The sequence below is a fragment of the Curtobacterium sp. MCSS17_015 genome (genome assembly GCF_003234265.2).
Taxonomy (GTDB): Bacteria; Actinomycetota; Actinomycetes; order Actinomycetales; family Microbacteriaceae; genus Curtobacterium.
Window position 1 is genome coordinate 1,479,090 of record NZ_CP126256.1, and the last position, 18,656, is coordinate 1,497,745.

Genomic DNA, 18,656 nt, shown 5'->3' on the forward strand with positions numbered 1-18,656 from the left:
GAGGCGCACGACAGGCGTAGCGTGCCGGGTGTGAACATCCCAGCACTCCGAGGCAGCCGGATCACCGGGTTCGGCCACCACCAACCCGACCGGATCCTCACGAACGACGAACTGTCGACCATGGTCGACACGAACGACGAGTGGATCACCACACGCACCGGCATCAGGACCCGACACATCGCCGGCCCCGAGGACAGCGTCACCTCGATGGCGACCGAGGCCGCGCGCAACGCCCTCGCCGACGCCGGGGTCGCCCCGACGGACGTCGACCTCGTCGTCGTCGCCTCGACGACGCACCGGGACCGCTCGCCGTACACCGCCGGGCGGGTGGCGGCGGCGCTCGGCATGTCGAACGGCCCGGCGCCGATCGACATCAACACCGCGTGCAGCGGCTTCGAGTACGCCACGGCGATCGCCGACCAGGCGATCCGCACCGGGTCCGCCGACACCGCGCTGGTCATCGGTTCCGAGACGCTGTCCCGCATCGCCGACTGGACCGACCGCTCGACCTGCGTGCTCGTCGGTGACGGGGCGGGGGCCGCCGTCCTCCAGGTGTCGGACGAACCGCGGATCGGACCCGTGTCGTGGGGGAGCGTGCCGCACCTGCAGGACGCCGTGCGCGTCACCCACGATCCGGAGGTCTTCCAGCAGGAGGGCCGTTCCATCTACCGCTGGGCCATCACGGAAGCGGAGGGCCACGCCCGCGCGGTCGTCGAGCGTGCCGGCCTCACCCTCGACGACATCGGTGTGTTCGCGTTCCACCAGGCGAACCTGCGGATCATCGAGCCGCTCGTCACCGCGCTCGGCGGCGAGGGCAAGTACGTCGTCCGCGACGTCGTCGAGTCCGGCAACACCTCGGCGGCGAGTGTGCCGCTCGGCCTGTCGAAGGCCTGGCACCGCGGCGAGCTGCCCGAGGGCGTGCCGGCACTGCTGTTCGGGTTCGGCGGCGGGTTCGCGCACGCCGGACAGGTGGTCACCACCCCGGTCCGCCGCCGCTGACCGCGGTCGCCTCGGGCGACCCCATGACGGACGGGAGGCTCCCCACCACTCGGTGGGGAGCCTCCCGTCCGTCGTCCGCGTCAGCGGTCGAGCTTGCGCTGCTGCCGCTTGCTCAGGGGCTTGGCGGAATCAGCGGATCCGACCGGGGTGGCGTCGACCACGACCGTGAAGTGCGAGGGGGGCGGACCGAACGCGCTCCGCGACGACTGGACCACCTTGCGGCCGAGCGCGTGGTTGCCGAGCCCACCGACCACGGCCCCGATCCCGAACGGGATCGCCCGGCCGAGGACGGAGGTGCCCTGACGGGTGAGGAACCGCTTCACGAACGTGTTGCGGAGCTTGCCGCCGATACCGCTCACCGCCTGCTTCGGCAGCGACGACGTGACGAGTTCGCCCCAGAAGGCAGTGCGGCCCTGCCCACCACGGGCCTGGCCGGCGAGCTGCTTGACGAGCTGGGTCCCGGGGGCGCCGAGCATCATCGCCATGACCAGGGCGCGGGCACGCTCCGGGTCCTCGACGGTGATGCCGTGCACCTCGGTGACCGACTGTGCGAAGAGGGCGCTCGCCTCGAGGAAGCCGACGGTCTCGGCGCCGCTGAGCCCCAGGCTCGCGATCATGCCGACACCGGGGATCACGGCGCTGGCGCCGACCGCTGCGCCGCCCGAGGTCACTGCGGTGAGGTACTGCCGCTCGAGGATCTCGATGACCTCGGCGGGGGTGGCGTGGGGGTGACGGCGTCGGACTCGGGCGACGTGGGCGACGACGACGGGACGCTGGACGGAGATGGCGCGGTCCAGCCAGCTGCTCCAACCCGAGGCGTCGTCGGGCTGGACGCGGGCTCCGTCCGGGGAGGGAGCGGCCTGGACGGGTGCGGGGGGCATCGGCACGAGCGCGTCGTGGTCCTTGGGGGTGCGGGACATGTGCCAGACGCTACGCCGGAGGTGCCCGGAGACGCTGGGACGGACGGTACCGGGGCCAGCGCTCGTGCTCAGCTGTGGGCGAGCTCGGCCCGGATCGGCAGGTCCTGGTCCTCGAGGATGAACTGCGCGCCGACGCCGCTGCGCGCGTTGACGACCACCGGGGCGAGCAGGTTCACGGTCGTGCCGGCGGCGTCGGGGTTCGCGACGACGAGGAGCATGGCGTCCTCGGCACGCTCGAGTCCGATGCGGTCGGCCTGCTCGTCGGAGAGCTCCGGCGCGTAGTCGGGCAGGTGTACCGCGGCGTCGAGCAGGTACAGCCGGGGGTCGTCGACGCCGGACTCCGTGGTGCCGGACCCCGCCAGGGCGAACAGGCCGTCGGCACCCTCGACGGGGTCGAGGGTGAACGACCGCAGCGGTTCGAGGCCGAACGGGGCGACGGCGAAGGTCAGGTCGATGCTCATCGGAGGTAGTCCATCAGGGTCGGCTGCAGGACCTTCGCGGTGACGGCAAGGGCTGCCTGGTAGTTGGTGCTCTGGACCTGCAGGTCGAGGACGGCCTGGGCGAGGGCCTTGTCCTCGACGCCCGACCGGCGTCCCTCCAGCGTGGTGGACAGCGACTTCAACGCGTCCTGCGCGGACAGGGCCGCGGAGTGCCGCACGCCGACGTCGGCCTGGGCGCTGCGGACGGCGACCTGCGCCGCGTCGATCTCGTCGAGCCGTGGGTTCACGTTCGTGCCCGCCTGCAGGTCGGCGACGATGTCGTCGAGGAGTGCGAAGACCGACGTGTCGCCGGTGCCGAACACGGCGCTGCCGTCGGTGTCGACGCGGACCTCGTCGCCGGATCCGATCGTCCGGATGACGCTCGCGGCCGAGGATCCGGCCCACGTGGTGTCCGGCGCGTAGGCGGCGGCGGCGGGGGACGACCCAGCGAAGACCGAGCGGGTGCCGTACTTCGTGTTCGCCGAGCTGAGCAGGTCGGCCTTGAGGCCCTGGAGCTCCTGCACGAACGCGTCCCGGGCGCTGGGGCTCATCGCGACGTCGTTGGCGGCCTGCACGGTGAGGTCACGGACCTTGCCGAGCACCTTCGACACCCCGGCCAGGGCGCTGTCGGTCGTGGCGAGCCAACCGACGGCGTCGTCGGCGTTCCGGGCGTGCTGCGCGGCCTGCGCCTGTTCCTTGCGGACCTGCATGGCCGTGGCGGTGCCGGCGGGGTCGTCGGAGGGCTTCCGGATCGCCTTGAGCGTCGTCGCCTGGTCGGTCAGGTCGGCGACCTTCGCGGCGCCGGCCTGCAGCCGCGACTGTGCAGCGGCCATGGTCATCTGGGTGGTCACACGGGTGATCACGATCAGCTCCTCCCGACGAGGCCGAGGCGGTTGATGATGGTGTCGAGCATCTCGTCGACGGCGGTCAGGACACGCGCTGCGCCCTGGTAGGCGTGCTGGTACGCCAGCAGGGAGACGTTCTCCTCGTCCATGTCCACACCGGCGCTGGACTGCTGCTGCGTCCGCGCGTTGGTCAGGGCGAGTCCGGTGAGCGTCGCCTCCGAGGTGGCCGTCCGGGAGGCGCTGCCCACCCCGGTGACGAACGTCGCCCAGGTCGTGTCGGGGCCTCCGGCGCGGTTGCCGACGGCGGCGATGGCCGTCAGGACCGAGGCGTCGAACTGACCGGTGGCACTCCGGGTGGCGAGGCCACTCGCGTCCGTGGGGACGACGGAGAGCCCCTCCGCCGCGGGGACACCGGCGGCGAGGGCGAAGAACGGGACGCCGGTCGCGCCGGTCGGCGTCGTGCCGGTGGCGTGCAGGGCGTTCACCGAGGTCGCGAGGTCGGTGGCGACACGGTCGTACGCGGCGGCGGCCTCGGCCAGGGCGCCGCCGGTCCGTGCACCGTTCGCCGGGGCGAGCAGGGACAGTCCGCCGGCGACCGAGCCGCCGTCGAGTGCCACGGCGCCCGCGGAGCCACCGACCCAGGTCAGGCCGGGAGCGGCGGTCCCGCTGCGGGTGTCGGCGAGTGTGGTGGCACCGTCCAGGGCGACCGAGCGCGCGGTGGTGCCCTGCACGAGTGCGTTGCCGCCGATGACGACGTCGACCGTGCCGTCGCCGTTGTCACGCACGGCGGCGCCGGTGAGCGTCGCGATCGTCTCGGTGAGCTGGTCGCGGCGGTCGAGGAGTTCGTTCGCGTTCCCGCCCGATGCAACGGTCGACCGGATCTGGCCGTTGAGGTCGGCGATCTGTGCCGCGGCGTCGTTGAGCTGGGTGACCTGCGTGGCGACGGTCGACCGGGCGGCGGACCACTGCGCGTCGACGCTCTTCGAGCCGGCGGACAGCGCTGTGGCGACGGTCTTCGCGGCACCGAGCAGCGCGCTGGCGGCGCCGGGGTCGTCGATGTGGGTCGCGAGGTCGCTCCAGGCGGACCAGAGCCCGTCGAGCTTCGCCGAGAGGCCGTCGGTGCCGGGCTCGTGCAGGCCGGTCTCGAGCTGGTCGAGTGCGGTCGCCCGGGTGTCGGCGTACGCGGCGGCACCGGCGGAGAACCGGACGCGGGTGTCGAGGGTCGCGGTCGCCAGGCGGGCGATCGCGTCGACGGAGACACCCTGACCCGCGAGCACGGCGGTGCCACGGACGAAGCCGGTCTGTGCCGGCGCGCCGACCTCGGACTGGACGATGCGCTGGCGCGTGTAGCCGGTGGTGCCGGCGTTGGCGATGTTCTGGCCCGTCACGTCGAGTCCGGCGCGCGCTGCGGCGAGCCCGGAGTACGCGGTCTGGAGGGAGCCGAAGGTGCTCACCACGGTCAGAGGTTCCCGTCGAACAGGCGCGCGCCGTCCGGGTTCGCGCCGGAGGACCCGGTCGCGTCGTAGGTGTCGGCGTCGGCGACCGTGCCGGCGAGGGTCTCCTGCGTGGCCTGTGCGGCGATCCGGAGGAACCGGTCGTTCTCGTCGCGGAGGGCGCCGATGCGCGTGGTGAGTTCGAGCATGGCGGCGAGGTGCGAGGCGAGGATCTCGCCCCACGGTCCGGACGGTGCCGCGGCGACGACCTCACGCAGGGGAGCGTCGGACGACACACCCCACTCCTCGGCGACGGCAGCGCTCTGGGCGCTGCGCTCGAGACCGGTGGTGCGCAGGCGGTCGAGGACCTGCTCGACCTCGCGGCTGGCGTGCGAGACCCAGCGGGAGCGCCCGGCGGCGAGGATGAGCTGTTCCTCCTCGAGCTTGAACGTGAGCAGCTCGAGCAGTTCGCGTTCACGCCACAGGACGGCGGACAGGTCGTTCACGCTCATCAGCTCCCTCCGGGATCAGTCGACCGCCGGCTGCGGTCTCCTGGGGTTATCGGCGTCCGCGGCTCCGGCGTAAGCACCGACGGCCGGGTCCGCCGATCGGGGGACAACCGCCGGCGGGGTCCCCCGAAGTGCCGACCGACGCAGGCGGTACCGACCCCCGCACTGGGTACGGACAGGCACTCGTTCAGCACCTGCACAGCCGATAGGTTCGGAAGCAGCACCGGGGGACAACCCCCAGGTCGCGCCCAGGGCGCGGGTGCACCGCGAGGACGGACCCTCGCGGTTCTTCGACGTACTCCGGCGGTCCCGACGCCGGCGCTCGTCATGCCCACGGACGGGTCAGTCGAACCAGGACGACCAGGGGAACCACATGGACCGGACCGCTCGCAACGCGATGATCGTCGAGCACCTGCCGCTCGTCGGCTACATCGTCGCCGAGACCTGCGCACGCGCCACCCACCTCAGCCGAGACGACCTGGCGCAGGTCGGCTCGGTCGCCCTCGTGCAGGCGGCGGACGCCTTCGACCCGACCCTCGGCGTCCCCTTCGGCGCCTACGCCCGGACGCGGATCACCGGCGCGATCGCCGACGACCTCCGTGCCGGCGACTGGGCCAGCCGCGGCACCCGCAAGCGCATCCGCGAGACCCTCGCCACCCAGGAGGCCCTCTCCGCCGGTCTCGGGCGGAGCGTCACCCCGCAGGAGATCGCCGACGCGATGGGTGTCGACCGGCAGACCGCCGTCGACGCACTCACCGACGCGGCCCGCACGATCACACCGATCGACGAGACCGTGCACGACACGGTCGCCGCCGACCTGCCGCTGCCGGGCGAGGACCTGCTCGAAGCGGAGAAGCGTCGCTACCTGCTCGCCGCCGTGCAGGCGCTGCCCGACCGGATGCGGCTCATCGTCGAGGCCGTCTACTTCGGTGACCGCACCGTGACCGACGTCGCCGCCGAGCTCGGGATCACCCACTCGGCCGTGTCGCAGCAGCGCTCCGAGGCGATGCGCCTGCTCCGGGACGGCCTGGCCGCGCACTACGGCGACGACGGCACCGCTCCCGAGCCCGCCTCGCGCACCACGGCTGCGCGCCGGAGCGCCTACCTCGCCCGCGTCGCCACGAACGCCGCCGCCGGCGTCGCCCGCGCGGTGCAGGACGCCGCCCCGCTCGGCAGGGTCGCGGCGAGTTGACCGTCCGACGGTCCGACGGACGGAATCGTCCGACGGATCGTCTAACGCCTCCGGCCGAACGGCCGAGAGGAGCACATGTCAGCCCACGGACGGGCTGACGATCGGCCCAGTTTCACGGAGGAACACATCATGGGTATGTCCATCAACACCAACCTCTCGGCACTCAACACGTACCGGAACCTCAACGCGACGCAGAACGACCTGTCGAAGTCCCTCGAGAAGCTCTCGAGCGGCCTCCGCATCAACCGTGCTGCCGACGACGCTGCCGGTCTGTCGATCTCCGAGGGCCTGAAGTCGCAGGTCGGTGGCCTCACGGTCGCCGCCCGCAACGCGCAGGACGGCATCTCCGTCGTGCAGACCGCTGAAGGTGGCCTCACCGAGACCCACTCGATCCTCCAGCGCATGCGCGACCTGGCCGTCCAGGCCGGCAACGACTCGAACAACGCGTCCTCGCGTGACGCGATCAAGACCGAGGTCGGACAGCTCCAGAAGGAGCTCGGCCGCATCGCGACGTCGACCAACTTCAACGGCACGTCGCTGCTCAACAGCAACGACACCCTGAAGTTCCAGGTCGGCGCGAACGCCGGTGCGGACAGCCAGATCGCGGTCGACTTGTCGGGCGCAAACGTGCAGAAGGTCCTGGACTCGCTCGGCGCGACCACGGCCGCCGGCACGGCGTTCACCATCAAGAGCGGCACCGCGCTCACCGCGCTCCCCACTGACAAGCTGTCCTTCACGTCGACCGTCACGGCCGACGGAAAGGCTACCGGCGCCGCCGTCGACTCCTCGACGGTGACGACGGGCAAGCTGACTGGCTCCGGCGAGGACGGCGCGTTCACGTCGGTCGACGACTACGTGTCCGCGCTCAACTCGGACGCCAACTTCTCCACGAACTTCACCGCGACGACGACGCGCGACACCAACGGTGCCGCAACCGGCTTCACGGTGCAGGCGCGGAACGGTGGATTCGTGGCAGAGACCAGTCCGCTCGCCTCCGACAGTGCAGACGGCGCGGACCCGGCGGAAGCCGTGTTCACGGGCAAGCAGGGCGACGCCGCTGCTGGCCTGCTGTTCGACACCGCCGACCACGCACAGGCGGCGATCGTCGCGATCGACAAGCAGATTGCGGCCGTCTCCTCGGCCCGCTCCAACCTCGGTGCCATCCAGAACCGCTTCGACCACGCCATCAACGTGACGAACGTGGCCAAGGAGAACCTCACCGCGGCGAAGTCCCGCATCACCGACGTCGACATGGCGGAGGAGATGGTCAAGTACACGCGCGACAACATCCTCAGCCAGGCCGGCACGTCGATGCTCGCGCAGGCGAACCAGAGCACGCAGGGCGTCCTGTCGCTGCTCCGCTAGTCGCACCGGTCGCCACCACCGAGGAGCCGTTCGGGTGCTCCTCGGTGGTGGCGCCCACCCCCTCGGACTGACCGCGGTCGGTCCACCACCACCTCGATCCGACGACCGCCGGGGAGCCCGCGATGTCCACCACGTCCGCGACGAGCACCTCGCTCGCGATCGACGGCCTGGTGTCCGGGCTCAAGACCTCGGACCTCATCAACTCGCTCATGACCATCGAGCAGGTCCCGCAGACGCTGCTCAAGTCGAAGGTCACGACGACCAACTCGTTCATCTCGTCACTGCAGACGATCAACGGGCTCGTCCAGTCGCTCGCGACGAAGGCCTCGGCCGCGGCGAAGGCCGGGTCGCTCGACCTGTACACCGCGACGTCGAGCGGCACCAACGCCACCGTGTCGACCAGTACCGCGGCCACGCCCGGTTCCGTCTCGTTCACGGTCGGGCAGACCGCAGCGGCGCAGGTCGGCGTCACCGCCGCGATGTCGTCCTGGGGGGACACCGCGTCGCCGCTGACGTTCACGAAGCCGGACGGTACGACCACGACGGTCACGCCGGGGTCGGGGTCGCTCGACGACACCGTCACCGCGATCAACGGTTCGGCCGCCGGGGTCACCGCGACGAAGGTCGCCGCCGGTACCGACGCCTCCGGGACGAAGCTCTACCGACTGCAGCTGACGAGCACGGCGACCGGTGCCGCGAACGGGTTCACCCTGCACCGGGGCACGGCCGCCGACGTCACGGCGGGGACCGCGACGGACGTGTTCGCCGAGACCGGGGCGGCCGTCGTGACCCGTGCCGCCGACGCCTCGGTGACCCTCTGGGCCGGCACGGCGGCCGCCCAGACCGTGACGAGCGCGACGAACGCGTTCACCGACCTGCTGCCGGGCGTGAACGTCACCGTCTCGAAGGCGTCCGCGGACCCGGTCACGATCACGGTGGCACGGGACACGACGAAGGCGCAGGGCGTGGCGTCGGGACTCGTCGACGCGTTGAACGCCGTCACGTCCTACTACGCCTCGAACACCGGCGTCACGAGCACCACGAGCCCGACGAACGGGACGACGAGCACCACCGCCGGTGTCCTGCTCGGCGATGCCACCACCCGTTCGGCCGTCCAGCGGTTGACGAGCGCGATGTCGACGCCGGTGAACGGGAAGTCACCGTCCTCCATCGGCATCGTCATCTCGAAGGACGGTGACTTCGACTTCGACGCCGCCGCGTTCCAGAAGGCCCTCGCGGCCGACCCCGCCGGCACGCAGGCGATCCTGACCGGTGTCGCGAAGACGGTCGCGGACGCCGCCGCCACCGCGAGCGACAAGTACAACGGCTCCATCACCACGGCCATCACGGGCAAGCAGTCCGTGGTGAAGGACCTCAACACGCAGATCGACTCGTGGACCGACCGGCTGACGATGCGCCGCGCAACGCTGCAGACGCAGTACGCGGCGCTCGAGACGAGCCTCAGCAGGCTGCAGTCGCAGTCGAGCTGGCTCGCCAGCCAGATCTCGTCGATGAGCTCGAGCTGAGACGCAGGAGAACCGACATGAACGCCTACGACCTCAGCGGCGCGGCCGCCTTCCGTCAGGCGGCGAAGCCCCGGTCGGTGACCGAGCAGCGCCGTGCGCAGTACACGAACGAAGCCGTGCTGTCGGCCACCCCCGCGCAGCTCGTCACGATGCTCTACGACCGGCTGCTGCTCGACCTGCACCGCGCTGAGACCGCTCAGGTCGCCGCGGACTGGGACGCCGCCCGCGACCAGCTCCTGCACGCCCAGGCCATCGTGGGGGAGCTGTCCTCCACGCTGAAGATCGACGTGTGGGACGGCGGCGAGGGGCTGCTCGCGGTGTACAACTACGCGTCGACCTCGCTCATCACCGCGAACGTGCACCGCGACGTGGAGGCCACACGCGACTGCATCCGGATCCTCGAGCCGCTCCGTCAGGCCTGGCACGACGCCGCAGCCGCGCTGCCGGCGCCCCCGGCCGCCGGGCAGCAGAGCGCCGGCGGAGCACTCGGTGTCGCCTGACCCCGAGCAGGCCGTCACCGGCGACACCACCGGTGACCTGATCGCCGGTGACCGGACCGTCGGCGATCAGTACAGCGGGGCACACGAGCGCTGGGAGGCGGCCCTCGCCGCCCTCGAAGCGACGGTCGACGGCGATGGCACCGCCTGGACCGAGCCGGCCGGGCTGGGACCGATCCCGCGCGACCTGGTCGGGCGGGCCTCCCGGCTGCTCGCCGCGCAACGCGACCGCATCGCGGCCGTCGAGGACGCGCGCCGCACCACGCTCGAGCACCTCGGCGCACTGCGGGCCGTGGACGCGACGCGCCTGCCGTCCGGCTCCGTCTACCTCGACGCCAGCGCCTGACCCGTCCGTCGGCCCCCCGTTCGGGGCGACGGCTTACACGGCTCCGCGGGCCCGCCGATAGGCCCCCACGAGCACGGATCGCTCGACAACCGGCCACGGATCGGCCACCACCGCTTCGGCGACGTCCCTCGTGGCGACGCCCGACGAGGGGACCCCTCCGTGTTCGACTCCGTGACGTCGGCTGCGCTGCAGAGCGCGCTCGACGGTCTCTCGATGCGTCAGCGTGTGATCGCGGACAACATCGCGAACATCAACACCACGAACTACCGGGCCGAGAAGGTCCGGTTCGAGGACGCGCTCGCCAAGAGCATCGTCGACGGGGACGGCCGCACCACGCCGACCGTCGCGCAGAGCCTCGAGCCGACGAACACGAACGGGAACAACGTCAACCTCGACGAGGAGACCCTCTCGAACGTCGACACCGTGCTCCGCTACCAGTTCGCGACCCAGGCGGTCGGCGGTGAGGCCACGAGCCTCCGCACGGCGATGCGGACCAACTCGTGACGACCTTCGACGCGATCGGCATTGCGAGCACCGGCATGACCGTGCACCGCAAGTGGCTCGACGCGATCTCGGACAACCTCGCCAACGCCAACACCGTGCGCTCGATGGACGACTCCGCGTTCCAGGCCCGGTACGTGGAGGTCCAGGAGGGCAACGGCGTCTCCGGCGCCTACGTGAAGGGCGCAGCGTTCGGCAGCGCCGCCGGCCGGGTGACGTACGACCCGGACAACCCGCTCGCGAACGACGAGGGCTACGTCCGCATGCCGGACATCGACCTCGGCACGCAGATGGCGGACCTCATCATGGCCCAGCGCGGCTACCAGGCGAACGCCGCCGTGGTCGACCGTGCCAAGACCGCCTACGAGGCGGCACTGCAGATCGGGAAGAACTGATGCCCATCGACGCCGTGAACGGTGTGACCACCAACGCGATGACGAACGCCGCGACCAGCGTGTCCGGCACCACGAGCGACAGCGGTGACGGCTTCGCCGCGAGCCTCGGCTCCGCCGTCGACGGACTGCAGCAGCTGCAGAGCGACTCGAAGACGCTGGCGCTCAAGGCCGTCACCGGCAACCTCGACGACATCCACGACGCCACCATCGCGTCGACCCGCGCCCAGGTCACCCTCGAACTCGTCGCCGCCGTCCGCAACAAGGGCGTCGACGCGTTCAACGAGATCATGCGGATGCAGGCCTGATGCCCGCCGGGATGCAGAACGTGCTCGGCCGGCTCGGCGCGTACGTCAAGGGGTTCACCGCCGCGCAGCGGACCATCGCGATCATCGGCGTGGCCGCCCTCGTGCTCGGGGGCGTCGCGCTCGCGTCCTGGCTCGGCAAGCCGTCCTACGCGCCGCTGTTCACCGGGCTCGCCGCGGCGGACGCCAGCTCGATCACCGACCAGCTGACGACCGACGGCGTCCCCTACCAACTCACCGACGGTGGCGCGACGATCCTCGTGCCGCAGGCGAAGGTGTACGGCGAACGACTGAAGGCCGCGTCGAACGGGCTGCCGTCGTCGAACGAGGGCGGCTACTCGCTGCTCGACGACATGGGCGTGACGAGCTCGGAGTTCCAGCAGGACGTCACCTACAAGCGCGCCATCGAGGGCGAACTCGCGAAGACGATCTCGGCGATGGACGGCGTGCAGACCGCCAGCGTGCAGCTCGCGATCCCGGAGAAGTCCGTGTTCGTGGACGAGGAGGAGGACCCGACGGCGTCGGTGTTCGTCGCCACGAAGAACGGCGCACAGCTCGGGTCCGACCAGGTCCAGGCGATCGTGCACCTGACCAGCGCCGCCGTCGAGGGCATGCAGCCGACCGACGTCTCCGTCGTCGACCAGAAGGGGCAGACCCTGTCCGCCGTCGGCACCGGCGCCACCGGCTCGGGCACCGACCAGGCCGCCGACTACGACGCCGCCACGAGCAAGAAGATCCAGGACCTGCTCGACACCACGCTCGGTGCGGGCAACGCCAGCGTCGTGGTGGCCGCCACGATGAGCGACAACTCCGGCACCCGCACGACCGAGTCCTACACGACGCCGACGACCGGTCCGGTGGCGCTCAACGAGTCCTCCACCAAGGAGGAGTACGGCGCGGGCGCCGGTGCCGGCGCGAACGCCACGGGCGTGCTCGGACCCGACAACATCGCCGTCCCGAACGGCACCGCCGACGGCGCGGCCGGCACGGACGACGGGTACCAGAACGAGTCCGCGACGAAGAACAACGCCGTCGACAAGACCACCGAGACGACCCAGATCCCCGCCGGGGCGATGGACCGCCAGACCATCTCGGTCGCGCTCAACTCGAAGGCCGAGTCCGTGCAGGGCGTCAACCTGCAGAGCATCAACGACCTCGTCGCGAACGCGGCCGGGGTCGACGCAGCCCGCGGCGACCAGGTGAAGGTCGCGGTGATGGACTTCGACACGAGCGCTGCCGACGACGCGGCGAAGGCGCTCGAGGCCCAGCAGCAGGCGGAGGAGCAGGAGGCCCTGTGGTCGGCGATCCGCACCGCCGGCATCGTGGTCGGCATCGTCCTGGCCCTCGTCGCCCTGATGGTCTTCCTCGCCCGCCGGAGCCGCCGGCAGCAGCGCGAACAGGTCGACATCGGCGAACTCGACGCGTTCGGTGACTCCTTCCAGCTGCCCCTCGCGGTCGAACCGGCCGAGCACCGCAGCGGGCTCGACGCCGGCGACGCGCCCACCGTGGCGCTGCAGGCCCTGCCGGTCGAGGACGCCCCGACCGAGGTCCTCACCACCGACGAGATCACCGCCGAACGTCGGCGTCAGGACATCACCGCCCTCGCCGAGCGTGACCCGAAGCGCACGGCCGAGCTCCTCCGCGGGCTGCTCGACGACCGGGCGTCCGTGTGAGCGCCGTCGTCCCCGCGCCCGGCACCGACCGTCAGCTGACGGGTGCGCAGAAGGTGGCGCTCATCCTCATGCAGATGGAGACCGAGCGCGCAGCCGAGGTGATGAAGCAGTTCTCCGAACTCGAAGCCGAGGAGATCTCCGCCGAGATCGTCCGGATGCGCCGGGTCGACGACGAGACCGTCGACCGCACCCTCGGCGAGTTCCACCGGCTCACCCGCACCGGTCGCACCAGCCGCCGGGGTGGCAAGGAGACCGCACTCGGGCTGCTCGAGGCGTCCTTCGGCGCCGAGCGCGCCGCGGGCGTGATGGACCGGCTCGCGTCGAACCTGGCCGGCCAGTCGTTCGAGTTCCTCGACGACGCCGAGCCCGGCCAGGTGATCGCCCTGCTCGAGGGCGAGCTGCCCCAGACGATCGCCCTCGTGCTCGCGCACCTCAAGCCGGCCCAGGCCAGCGCGGTCCTCGCCGGCGTCGACGAGCGCGTCCGCACCGACGTCGCGCAGGCCTTCGCCACGATGGGCACCGCCACCCCGGAGTCGGTCGGCATCGTCGCGGGCGTGCTCCGTGCGCGTGCCGGCGCCGTCGTCTCGCCGCGCGAGAGCGTCGAGGTCGTCGGCGGTATCGCACCGCTGGTCGAGATCATCAACCGCTCGGACGTCGCCACCGAGAAGGCCGTGCTCGACGGCCTGGAGGCCCGTGACCCGGAACTCGCCGAGGACATCCGTTCGCGGATGCTCACCTTCGAGGACATCGTCAAGCTCGAGTCGCGCGACATCCAGCAGGTGCTCCGCGGCATCGACTCGAAGATCCTCGCGACCGCCATGAAGGGCGCGTCCGCCCCGGTCGTCGAGACGATCCGCGCGAACGTGTCCGAGCGCAACCGCGAGCTGCTGGACGACGAGCTGCAGTCGATGGGTCCGGTCCGGGTGTCGCAGGTCGAGGAGGCCCGCGCCGAGGTCGTCCGGTCCGTCCGCGAACTCGAGGCCCAGGGCGTCATCACGGTCCACCGCGCCGAGGAGGACGAGCTCGTTGACTGACCGTTTCGCCCCGGTCGCGTTCCCGGTCATCACGGACGCAGCGCTCACCCGTCGCGCCGCGAGCGCCGACGTCCGCGGGCACGCCGCCGGGTACGCCGCCGGACTCCGGGCCGCGCAGGTCGAGACCGACGCGCTCCGGGCCCGGATGGCAGCTGAGCACGAAGCCAGGGCCGCGGCCCTCGACGCCGTCGTCGCCGAGCGGATCGCCGTCCTCGACCGTGCGGCGGCAGCGCTGCAGGCCAGGGTCGCGCCGGTGCTCGCCGCCGCCGAGGAGTCGGTCGCCCGCGCGGCCGTCGACCTGGCCGAGGCCGTCGTCGGGTCGGCGATCCGGGCCTCCCGTCCGGACGGCGACGGGCCGGGGCCGTCGGGGCGTCGCGCCGCGTCCGCCGAGGAGACCGTCCGCCGCGCCCTCGCCGCCGTCGACGGTGCCGTGGCGACGGCGGTGCGGCTCAGCCCGGGCGACGCCGACGTGCTCGACGGACTGCCACTGCCGGTCCCGGTGGTCGCCGACCCGGCACTGCGCGACGGCGACGCCGTCGTCGACCTGCCGGACGGGATCCTCGACGCGCGCATCGGTGCCGCCCTCGACCGTGCCCGTACCGCGCTGGGAGGCCTCCGGTGACGGCGGCGACCCTGCTCCGGCCGCGCGGCCTCGACGCCGCGGTCGCGGCGGCGCGCCCCCAGCGTGTCGGCACCGTGACGAGCGCGGTCGGTCTCGGACTGACGATCGCCGGGCTCGATGCCCGCGTCGGCGAGGTCGTCACGGTCGGCGCCGAGGGTGCCGACCAGACCGCCGTCGAGGTCGTCGCGACCGACGCGTCCGGTGTGCGCTGCATGCCCCTCGGACGACTCACCGGCATCACCGCGGGGACCCCGGCACGGTCCACCGGGCAGCCCGTGCTCGTCCCGACGGGTACCGGCCTGTTCGGGCGTGTGCTCGACGGACTCGGCCGACCGATCGACGACCGTGGGCCGCTCGCCGCCGAGTCCTGGGTACCGCTCGACCACGACACCCCGAACGCGATGGCACGCACCCGCATCGACACGCCGCTGCAGCTCGGTGTCCGCGTGCTCGACACGCTCACGACCGTCGGCCGCGGGCAGCGCATGGGGCTCTTCGCGGGTTCCGGCGTCGGCAAGTCGTCGCTGCTGTCGATGATCGCGCGGGGGAGCGACGCGGCCGTGAACGTCATCGCCCTCGTCGGTGAGCGCGGGCGCGAGGTGCGCGAGTTCCTCGAGGACGACCTCGGCGCGGAGGGGCTCGCGCGGTCGATCGTCGTCGTGTCGACGTCCGACGAGCCGGCCCTCATGCGCCTTCGTGCGGCGTTCGTCGCCACGCGCATCGCCGAGTCGTTCCGCGACGCCGGCCAGGACGTCGTCCTCATGATGGACTCGCTCACCCGCGTCGCGATGGCGCAGCGGGAGATCGGGTTGTCCGTCGGGGAACCCCCGGCCACCCGGGGTTACCCGCCGTCGACGTTCTCGGTGCTCGCCGGGCTGCTCGAACGCGCCGGGACGGACCGGGTCGGCAGCGTCACCGGGCTCTACACCGTGCTCGTCGACGGTGACGACCACAACGAACCCATTGCCGACGCCGCACGCAGCATCCTCGACGGGCACGTCGTCCTCGACCGCAAGCTCGCGGTGACCGGTCACTTCCCCTCCGTCGACGCGCTCGGGTCGATCTCGCGCGTGGCCTCGAAGGTGACGACGCCCGAGCAGCGGGCCGTCGCGACGACCCTGCGGAAGGTGATGGCGGCGCGTCGGAGTGCGCAGGACCTGCTCGACGTCGGTGCCTACCAGCGGGGCACGAACCCGCTCGTCGACGCCGCGGTGGACCACCAGGACGCGATCGACGCCTTCCTCCGGCAGGGCATGGCCGAGCGGGTCACGGCCACGGGCTCGTGGGAGCGTCTGGCCGGACTCGTCCGCACCCTCGGTGTCGCGGGAGGTGTCTCCTGATGCAGCGCCGCTTCCCGCTCGCCGGGCTCCTCCGCCTGCGGCACGCCGAACAGGACCGCGCCGCAGCGTCCCTCGCCGACGCGAACGGTCGGGTGCGCGACGCCGCCGACGCCCGGATGGCAGCCCGCCGGACCCTCGACGACGAGCCCCGGACGATCTCCGACGCCGCGACCCTCAGCGCCGTCGCATCGGCTCGCGCCGCGACCAGGGGCATGCTCGAGGAGCTCGACGCCGTCGTCCGCTCCCGTCGCGCCGACGCCGAGCGCGCCCAGGACACCTACAACGCCGCACGCCGCTCCGCCCTCGGGCTGGAGAAGCTCGAGGGGCAGCACGCGACCCGTGTCGCCGCCGAGGACCTGCGCACCGAACAGACCGCGCTCGACGAGATCGCCGCGCGACGTCGCACCGAGGGGGGACACCGATGAGCATCGACGCCGTGCTGTCGCGGATCAGCGAGATCCGCAGCCAGATCGACACGCTACAGGGGCGCTCGACCGCCTCGACCGCGGCGGGTCCGGCCACGTCGTCACCGTCGTCCGCCGCCTTCGCCGACGCACTGGCGACCGCGACCGGGACCGGTGCCTCGTCCGCGACGGCCGCGACCGCGGCGGCGGCCGGCGCCGGTCCGTCGGCGTCCGCGACCCCCGCGACCTCCGTCGACGCCGGCCGCGGCACGATCGCGACGGGCAGCGGCGCGACCGGGGACGACGTCGTCGCGGCCGCGAAGAAGTACCTCGGCGTCCCGTACGTGTTCGGTGGCGAGACCCGAGCCGGCATGGACTGCTCCGGCCTGGTGCAGACGGTGTTCAAGGACCTCGGCGTCACGATGCCCCGCGTCGTGCCGGACCAGGCCGACATGGGCGTCGCCGTGCCCTCGCTCGCGCAGGCGCAGCCCGGCGACCTCATCATCCCGAAGGGCGAAGGACACATCGTCATCTACCTCGGTGACGGCAAGGTGCTGCACGCACCCCGCCCCGGCAAGGACGTCCGGATCGTCGACAACTGGTACTCGGAGGGCGACATCGCCACCATCCGCCGCATCGTGCCCTCCGCCCAGGAGGCGGCAGCCACCGCCGCCACGAAGGTCGCCTCGACCGTCGGTGCAGCGGGCGCGACGAGCACGACCGACCTGCAGACCGCGGCACTCAAGTCGCTGCTCGCCGCCGGGAGCGCCGCGTGAACGCCGTCACCGCGCCGCCGTCCGGCACCCCGCGGAGCGTCGACGCGAACCGCGGCCCGGCGGGCGGTCCCGTCGCGGTGGACAGCGGCCCCACCGGGTTCGGTGCGGCGCTGTCCGCCGCCACCGCGCTCCTGCCGACGGGCACGCCCGCCGCGCCCACTCGCGTCAGCGACCCCGGAGCCGACCCGACCGCGGCGGCGGTGGCCCGGTCCCTGCTCGGCTCGGTGGTCGAGCAACCGGCTGGCCGGACGTCAACCGGCGGCCCCTCGGCTGTCGAGACGCCGGCGGAGGGCGACCCCGCGACGCTCGTCGATCCCGACCCCGCTGCCGTCGACGCGACCCTGGTCGTCGCTGCCGTCACGGGCCCGGGTTCGACGACGACCGAGGCGACACCGGGCCTGCAGGGATCCTCGACCACCGTCGGGGGAGCGACCTCGACCACCACGGAGACCGGTCCGGCAGCGCACGCGGGCGACGGCCTCCACGCTGGTCCGGGCACCGACGAGGGCTCGGGCGTCACCGGGAGCTCGACGCGCGCCGACGACGGCGCCCCCACGGCGACCCCGGCCGAGCCGTCCGGCGGTGCCGCCGCGGGTGCCACCGCCTCGGTCACGGCTCCGGGGCCGGTGTCCGCCGCCGGAGCGTCGACCGTCCCCGTCCTCGGAGGCGCCACCGCCCGAGTGACGGAGCCGACCGCCGGCACCGCCTCGGCCGTGACGCAGGAGGAGGCCACTCGGACTGCCACCGGTGGTGCGGTCGGCGCACCGGCGTCACCCGTCGGCTCCGGGCTGCCGGCAGCACACACCGCCGACGCCGGCCGCGCTCCCGCGCTGCCGGTGACCGGAGCCACGCCGACGACCGGGACGGCCGGCACCGCCCCGCCCCTCCACGGACCCACGGGGACGGCGATCGACCAGAGCGGGCCGGGCCTCCCGGTCGTGACGGCGCAGGACGCACCCGCCGTGCTGGCCGTGCCCGCGGCCGCCGCGACGAACACCACCGCGGCCACCGCGGCCCCGTCCACCGCGCCGGACGGCAGCGCACCGACGGCGCAGCCGCTCACCCAGCAGCTCGCGCGCCCGCTGTTCTCACTCGCCGCCGCCGGGCCCGGCGAGCACGTCGTGACCGTCCAGCTCAGCCCCGACGCCCTCGGCCCGGTCACCGTCCGCGCCCACGTCGGCGGGCACGGGATGCACGTCGAGTTGTTCGCCGCCTCCGACGCGGGGCGCGACGCGGTGCGGCAGATCCTGCCGGACCTCCGTCGCGACGCCGCCGGTGGCACGACCCTCGACCTGTCCGCCCAGAACCGGCCGAGCGGTGAGCCGGCGGACGGCGGCCCACGGGACGGCCGCCAGGGCGCTCGTGCGGACGCCGTCCGCGGCGACGCCCGTCTGCCCGGCCGGGAGGCCCGGCCCGTCACCGCCACCGAGCAGCCGTCCGCCTCGACCACCGTCCGCACCGCGGGACTCGACGTCCTCGCCTGACCGGCCACCACGAC

Annotated in this window: 21 protein-coding genes; 16 read left to right on the plus strand and 5 right to left on the minus strand. The window is 72.8% G+C overall.

From position 1 onward, the window contains the following. Positions 1-30: 30 nt before the first annotated feature. Positions 31-999, plus strand: a complete 969-nt coding sequence (locus DEJ18_RS06905) for a beta-ketoacyl-ACP synthase III (protein WP_111210202.1) — start codon at positions 31-33, stop codon at positions 997-999. An 80-nt stretch (positions 1,000-1,079) separates the two neighbouring features. On the opposite strand, the gene DEJ18_RS06910 is transcribed toward DEJ18_RS06905, so the two are convergent. From DEJ18_RS06910 to DEJ18_RS06930, 5 genes are all read right to left on the minus strand, one after another. Beyond that, on the minus strand, positions 1,080-1,919 hold the full coding sequence (locus tag DEJ18_RS06910) for a hypothetical protein (protein ID WP_181434168.1): 840 nt from the start codon (positions 1,917-1,919) through the stop codon (positions 1,080-1,082). Positions 1,920-1,987: 68 nt separating this feature from the next. Further along, positions 1,988-2,380 carry a flagellar assembly protein FliW gene (gene fliW, locus DEJ18_RS06915; RefSeq protein ID WP_111210201.1) on the minus strand — a complete coding sequence of 131 codons (393 nt, stop codon included), beginning with the start codon at positions 2,378-2,380 and terminating at the stop codon, positions 1,988-1,990. Next, the gene (locus DEJ18_RS06920) at positions 2,377-3,261 is read right to left on the minus strand and encodes a flagellin N-terminal helical domain-containing protein (RefSeq protein WP_111210200.1); all 885 of its coding nucleotides are present in this window, start codon (positions 3,259-3,261) and stop codon (positions 2,377-2,379) included. The genes fliW and DEJ18_RS06920 overlap by 4 nt, the downstream gene beginning before the upstream one ends. 2 nt (positions 3,262-3,263) lie before the next feature. After that, entirely contained in the window at positions 3,264-4,700 is a 1,437-nt protein-coding gene (gene flgK, locus DEJ18_RS06925) for a flagellar hook-associated protein FlgK (RefSeq protein ID WP_258376892.1), read from the minus strand. 2 nt (positions 4,701-4,702) lie between these two features. After that, on the minus strand, positions 4,703-5,188 hold the full coding sequence (locus DEJ18_RS06930) for a flagellar protein FlgN (protein WP_111210199.1): 486 nt from the start codon (positions 5,186-5,188) through the stop codon (positions 4,703-4,705). Positions 5,189-5,558: 370 nt separating this feature from the next. Here DEJ18_RS06930 and DEJ18_RS06935 point away from each other — a divergent pair, with 370 nt between their 5' ends. The 15 genes from DEJ18_RS06935 (at position 5,559) to DEJ18_RS07005 (ending at position 18,642) form a co-directional block, all read left to right on the plus strand. After that, positions 5,559-6,377 (plus strand): sigma-70 family RNA polymerase sigma factor, encoded by an 819-nt coding sequence (locus DEJ18_RS06935; protein ID WP_111210198.1) that lies wholly within the window; start codon positions 5,559-5,561, stop codon positions 6,375-6,377. Positions 6,378-6,506: 129 nt separating this feature from the next. Further along, positions 6,507-7,742, plus strand: coding sequence for a flagellin N-terminal helical domain-containing protein (locus DEJ18_RS06940; RefSeq protein ID WP_111210197.1), 1,236 nt, complete (start codon positions 6,507-6,509; stop codon positions 7,740-7,742). A 122-nt stretch (positions 7,743-7,864) separates the two neighbouring features. Then, complete coding sequence (fliD, locus tag DEJ18_RS06945) at positions 7,865-9,268, plus strand: flagellar filament capping protein FliD (protein WP_111210196.1); 1,404 nt, start codon at positions 7,865-7,867, stop codon at positions 9,266-9,268. 17 nt (positions 9,269-9,285) lie between these two features. Next, the gene (locus DEJ18_RS06950; RefSeq protein WP_111210195.1) at positions 9,286-9,768 is read left to right on the plus strand and encodes a flagellar export chaperone FliS; all 483 of its coding nucleotides are present in this window, start codon (positions 9,286-9,288) and stop codon (positions 9,766-9,768) included. Continuing rightward, positions 9,758-10,111 (plus strand): hypothetical protein, encoded by a 354-nt coding sequence (locus DEJ18_RS06955; RefSeq protein ID WP_111210194.1) that lies wholly within the window; start codon positions 9,758-9,760, stop codon positions 10,109-10,111. The genes DEJ18_RS06950 and DEJ18_RS06955 overlap by 11 nt, the downstream gene beginning before the upstream one ends. A gap of 159 nt (positions 10,112-10,270) precedes the next feature. Next, on the plus strand, positions 10,271-10,615 hold the full coding sequence (locus tag DEJ18_RS06960) for a flagellar basal body rod protein FlgB (RefSeq protein WP_111210193.1): 345 nt from the start codon (positions 10,271-10,273) through the stop codon (positions 10,613-10,615). Then, positions 10,612-11,007: a flagellar basal body rod protein FlgC gene (locus tag DEJ18_RS06965; protein WP_258376891.1), complete on the plus strand. Its 396-nt coding sequence runs from the start codon at positions 10,612-10,614 to the stop codon at positions 11,005-11,007. Before DEJ18_RS06960 ends, DEJ18_RS06965 begins: the two co-directional genes overlap by 4 nt. Then, positions 11,007-11,312, plus strand: a complete 306-nt coding sequence (gene fliE, locus DEJ18_RS06970) for a flagellar hook-basal body complex protein FliE (protein ID WP_111210192.1) — start codon at positions 11,007-11,009, stop codon at positions 11,310-11,312. Before DEJ18_RS06965 ends, fliE begins: the two co-directional genes overlap by 1 nt. Further along, on the plus strand, positions 11,312-12,982 hold the full coding sequence (gene fliF, locus DEJ18_RS06975; RefSeq protein WP_111210191.1) for a flagellar basal-body MS-ring/collar protein FliF: 1,671 nt from the start codon (positions 11,312-11,314) through the stop codon (positions 12,980-12,982). The genes fliE and fliF overlap by 1 nt, the downstream gene beginning before the upstream one ends. Continuing rightward, the gene (fliG, locus tag DEJ18_RS06980) at positions 12,979-14,016 is read left to right on the plus strand and encodes a flagellar motor switch protein FliG (protein ID WP_111080193.1); all 1,038 of its coding nucleotides are present in this window, start codon (positions 12,979-12,981) and stop codon (positions 14,014-14,016) included. The genes fliF and fliG overlap by 4 nt, the downstream gene beginning before the upstream one ends. Then, positions 14,009-14,638, plus strand: coding sequence for a FliH/SctL family protein (locus DEJ18_RS06985; RefSeq protein WP_111210190.1), 630 nt, complete (start codon positions 14,009-14,011; stop codon positions 14,636-14,638). The genes fliG and DEJ18_RS06985 overlap by 8 nt, the downstream gene beginning before the upstream one ends. Continuing rightward, a complete protein-coding gene (locus DEJ18_RS06990; protein ID WP_111210189.1) occupies positions 14,635-15,978 on the plus strand; it encodes a FliI/YscN family ATPase in 1,344 nt (447 codons plus the stop codon). Before DEJ18_RS06985 ends, DEJ18_RS06990 begins: the two co-directional genes overlap by 4 nt. Next, entirely contained in the window at positions 15,978-16,403 is a 426-nt protein-coding gene (locus DEJ18_RS06995; RefSeq protein ID WP_111080190.1) for a flagellar FliJ family protein, read from the plus strand. Before DEJ18_RS06990 ends, DEJ18_RS06995 begins: the two co-directional genes overlap by 1 nt. Next, the gene (locus DEJ18_RS07000) at positions 16,400-17,158 is read left to right on the plus strand and encodes a C40 family peptidase (protein ID WP_111210188.1); all 759 of its coding nucleotides are present in this window, start codon (positions 16,400-16,402) and stop codon (positions 17,156-17,158) included. The genes DEJ18_RS06995 and DEJ18_RS07000 overlap by 4 nt, the downstream gene beginning before the upstream one ends. Then, a complete protein-coding gene (locus DEJ18_RS07005; protein WP_111210187.1) occupies positions 17,155-18,642 on the plus strand; it encodes a flagellar hook-length control protein FliK in 1,488 nt (495 codons plus the stop codon). The genes DEJ18_RS07000 and DEJ18_RS07005 overlap by 4 nt, the downstream gene beginning before the upstream one ends. Positions 18,643-18,656 lie beyond the last annotated feature (14 nt).

Excerpts from the sequence above, each read along its gene's own strand:
- DEJ18_RS06910 (WP_181434168.1), bottom strand. The coding sequence starts at position 1,919 with ATGTCCCGCACCCCCAAGGACCACGACGCGCTCGTGCCGATGCCCCCC.
- DEJ18_RS06995 (WP_111080190.1), top strand. The coding sequence starts at position 15,978 with ATGCAGCGCCGCTTCCCGCTCGCCGGGCTCCTCCGCCTGCGGCACGCC.
- DEJ18_RS07000 (WP_111210188.1), top strand. The coding sequence starts at position 16,400 with ATGAGCATCGACGCCGTGCTGTCGCGGATCAGCGAGATCCGCAGCCAG.
- DEJ18_RS06930 (WP_111210199.1), bottom strand. The coding sequence starts at position 5,188 with ATGAGCGTGAACGACCTGTCCGCCGTCCTGTGGCGTGAACGCGAACTG.
- fliE (WP_111210192.1), top strand. The coding sequence starts at position 11,007 with ATGCCCATCGACGCCGTGAACGGTGTGACCACCAACGCGATGACGAAC.
- DEJ18_RS06950 (WP_111210195.1), top strand. The coding sequence starts at position 9,286 with ATGAACGCCTACGACCTCAGCGGCGCGGCCGCCTTCCGTCAGGCGGCG.
- fliF (WP_111210191.1), top strand. The coding sequence starts at position 11,312 with ATGCCCGCCGGGATGCAGAACGTGCTCGGCCGGCTCGGCGCGTACGTC.
- fliW (WP_111210201.1), bottom strand. The coding sequence starts at position 2,380 with ATGAGCATCGACCTGACCTTCGCCGTCGCCCCGTTCGGCCTCGAACCG.
- DEJ18_RS06940 (WP_111210197.1), top strand. The coding sequence starts at position 6,507 with ATGGGTATGTCCATCAACACCAACCTCTCGGCACTCAACACGTACCGG.
- fliD (WP_111210196.1), top strand. The coding sequence starts at position 7,865 with ATGTCCACCACGTCCGCGACGAGCACCTCGCTCGCGATCGACGGCCTG.
- DEJ18_RS06935 (WP_111210198.1), top strand. The coding sequence starts at position 5,559 with ATGGACCGGACCGCTCGCAACGCGATGATCGTCGAGCACCTGCCGCTC.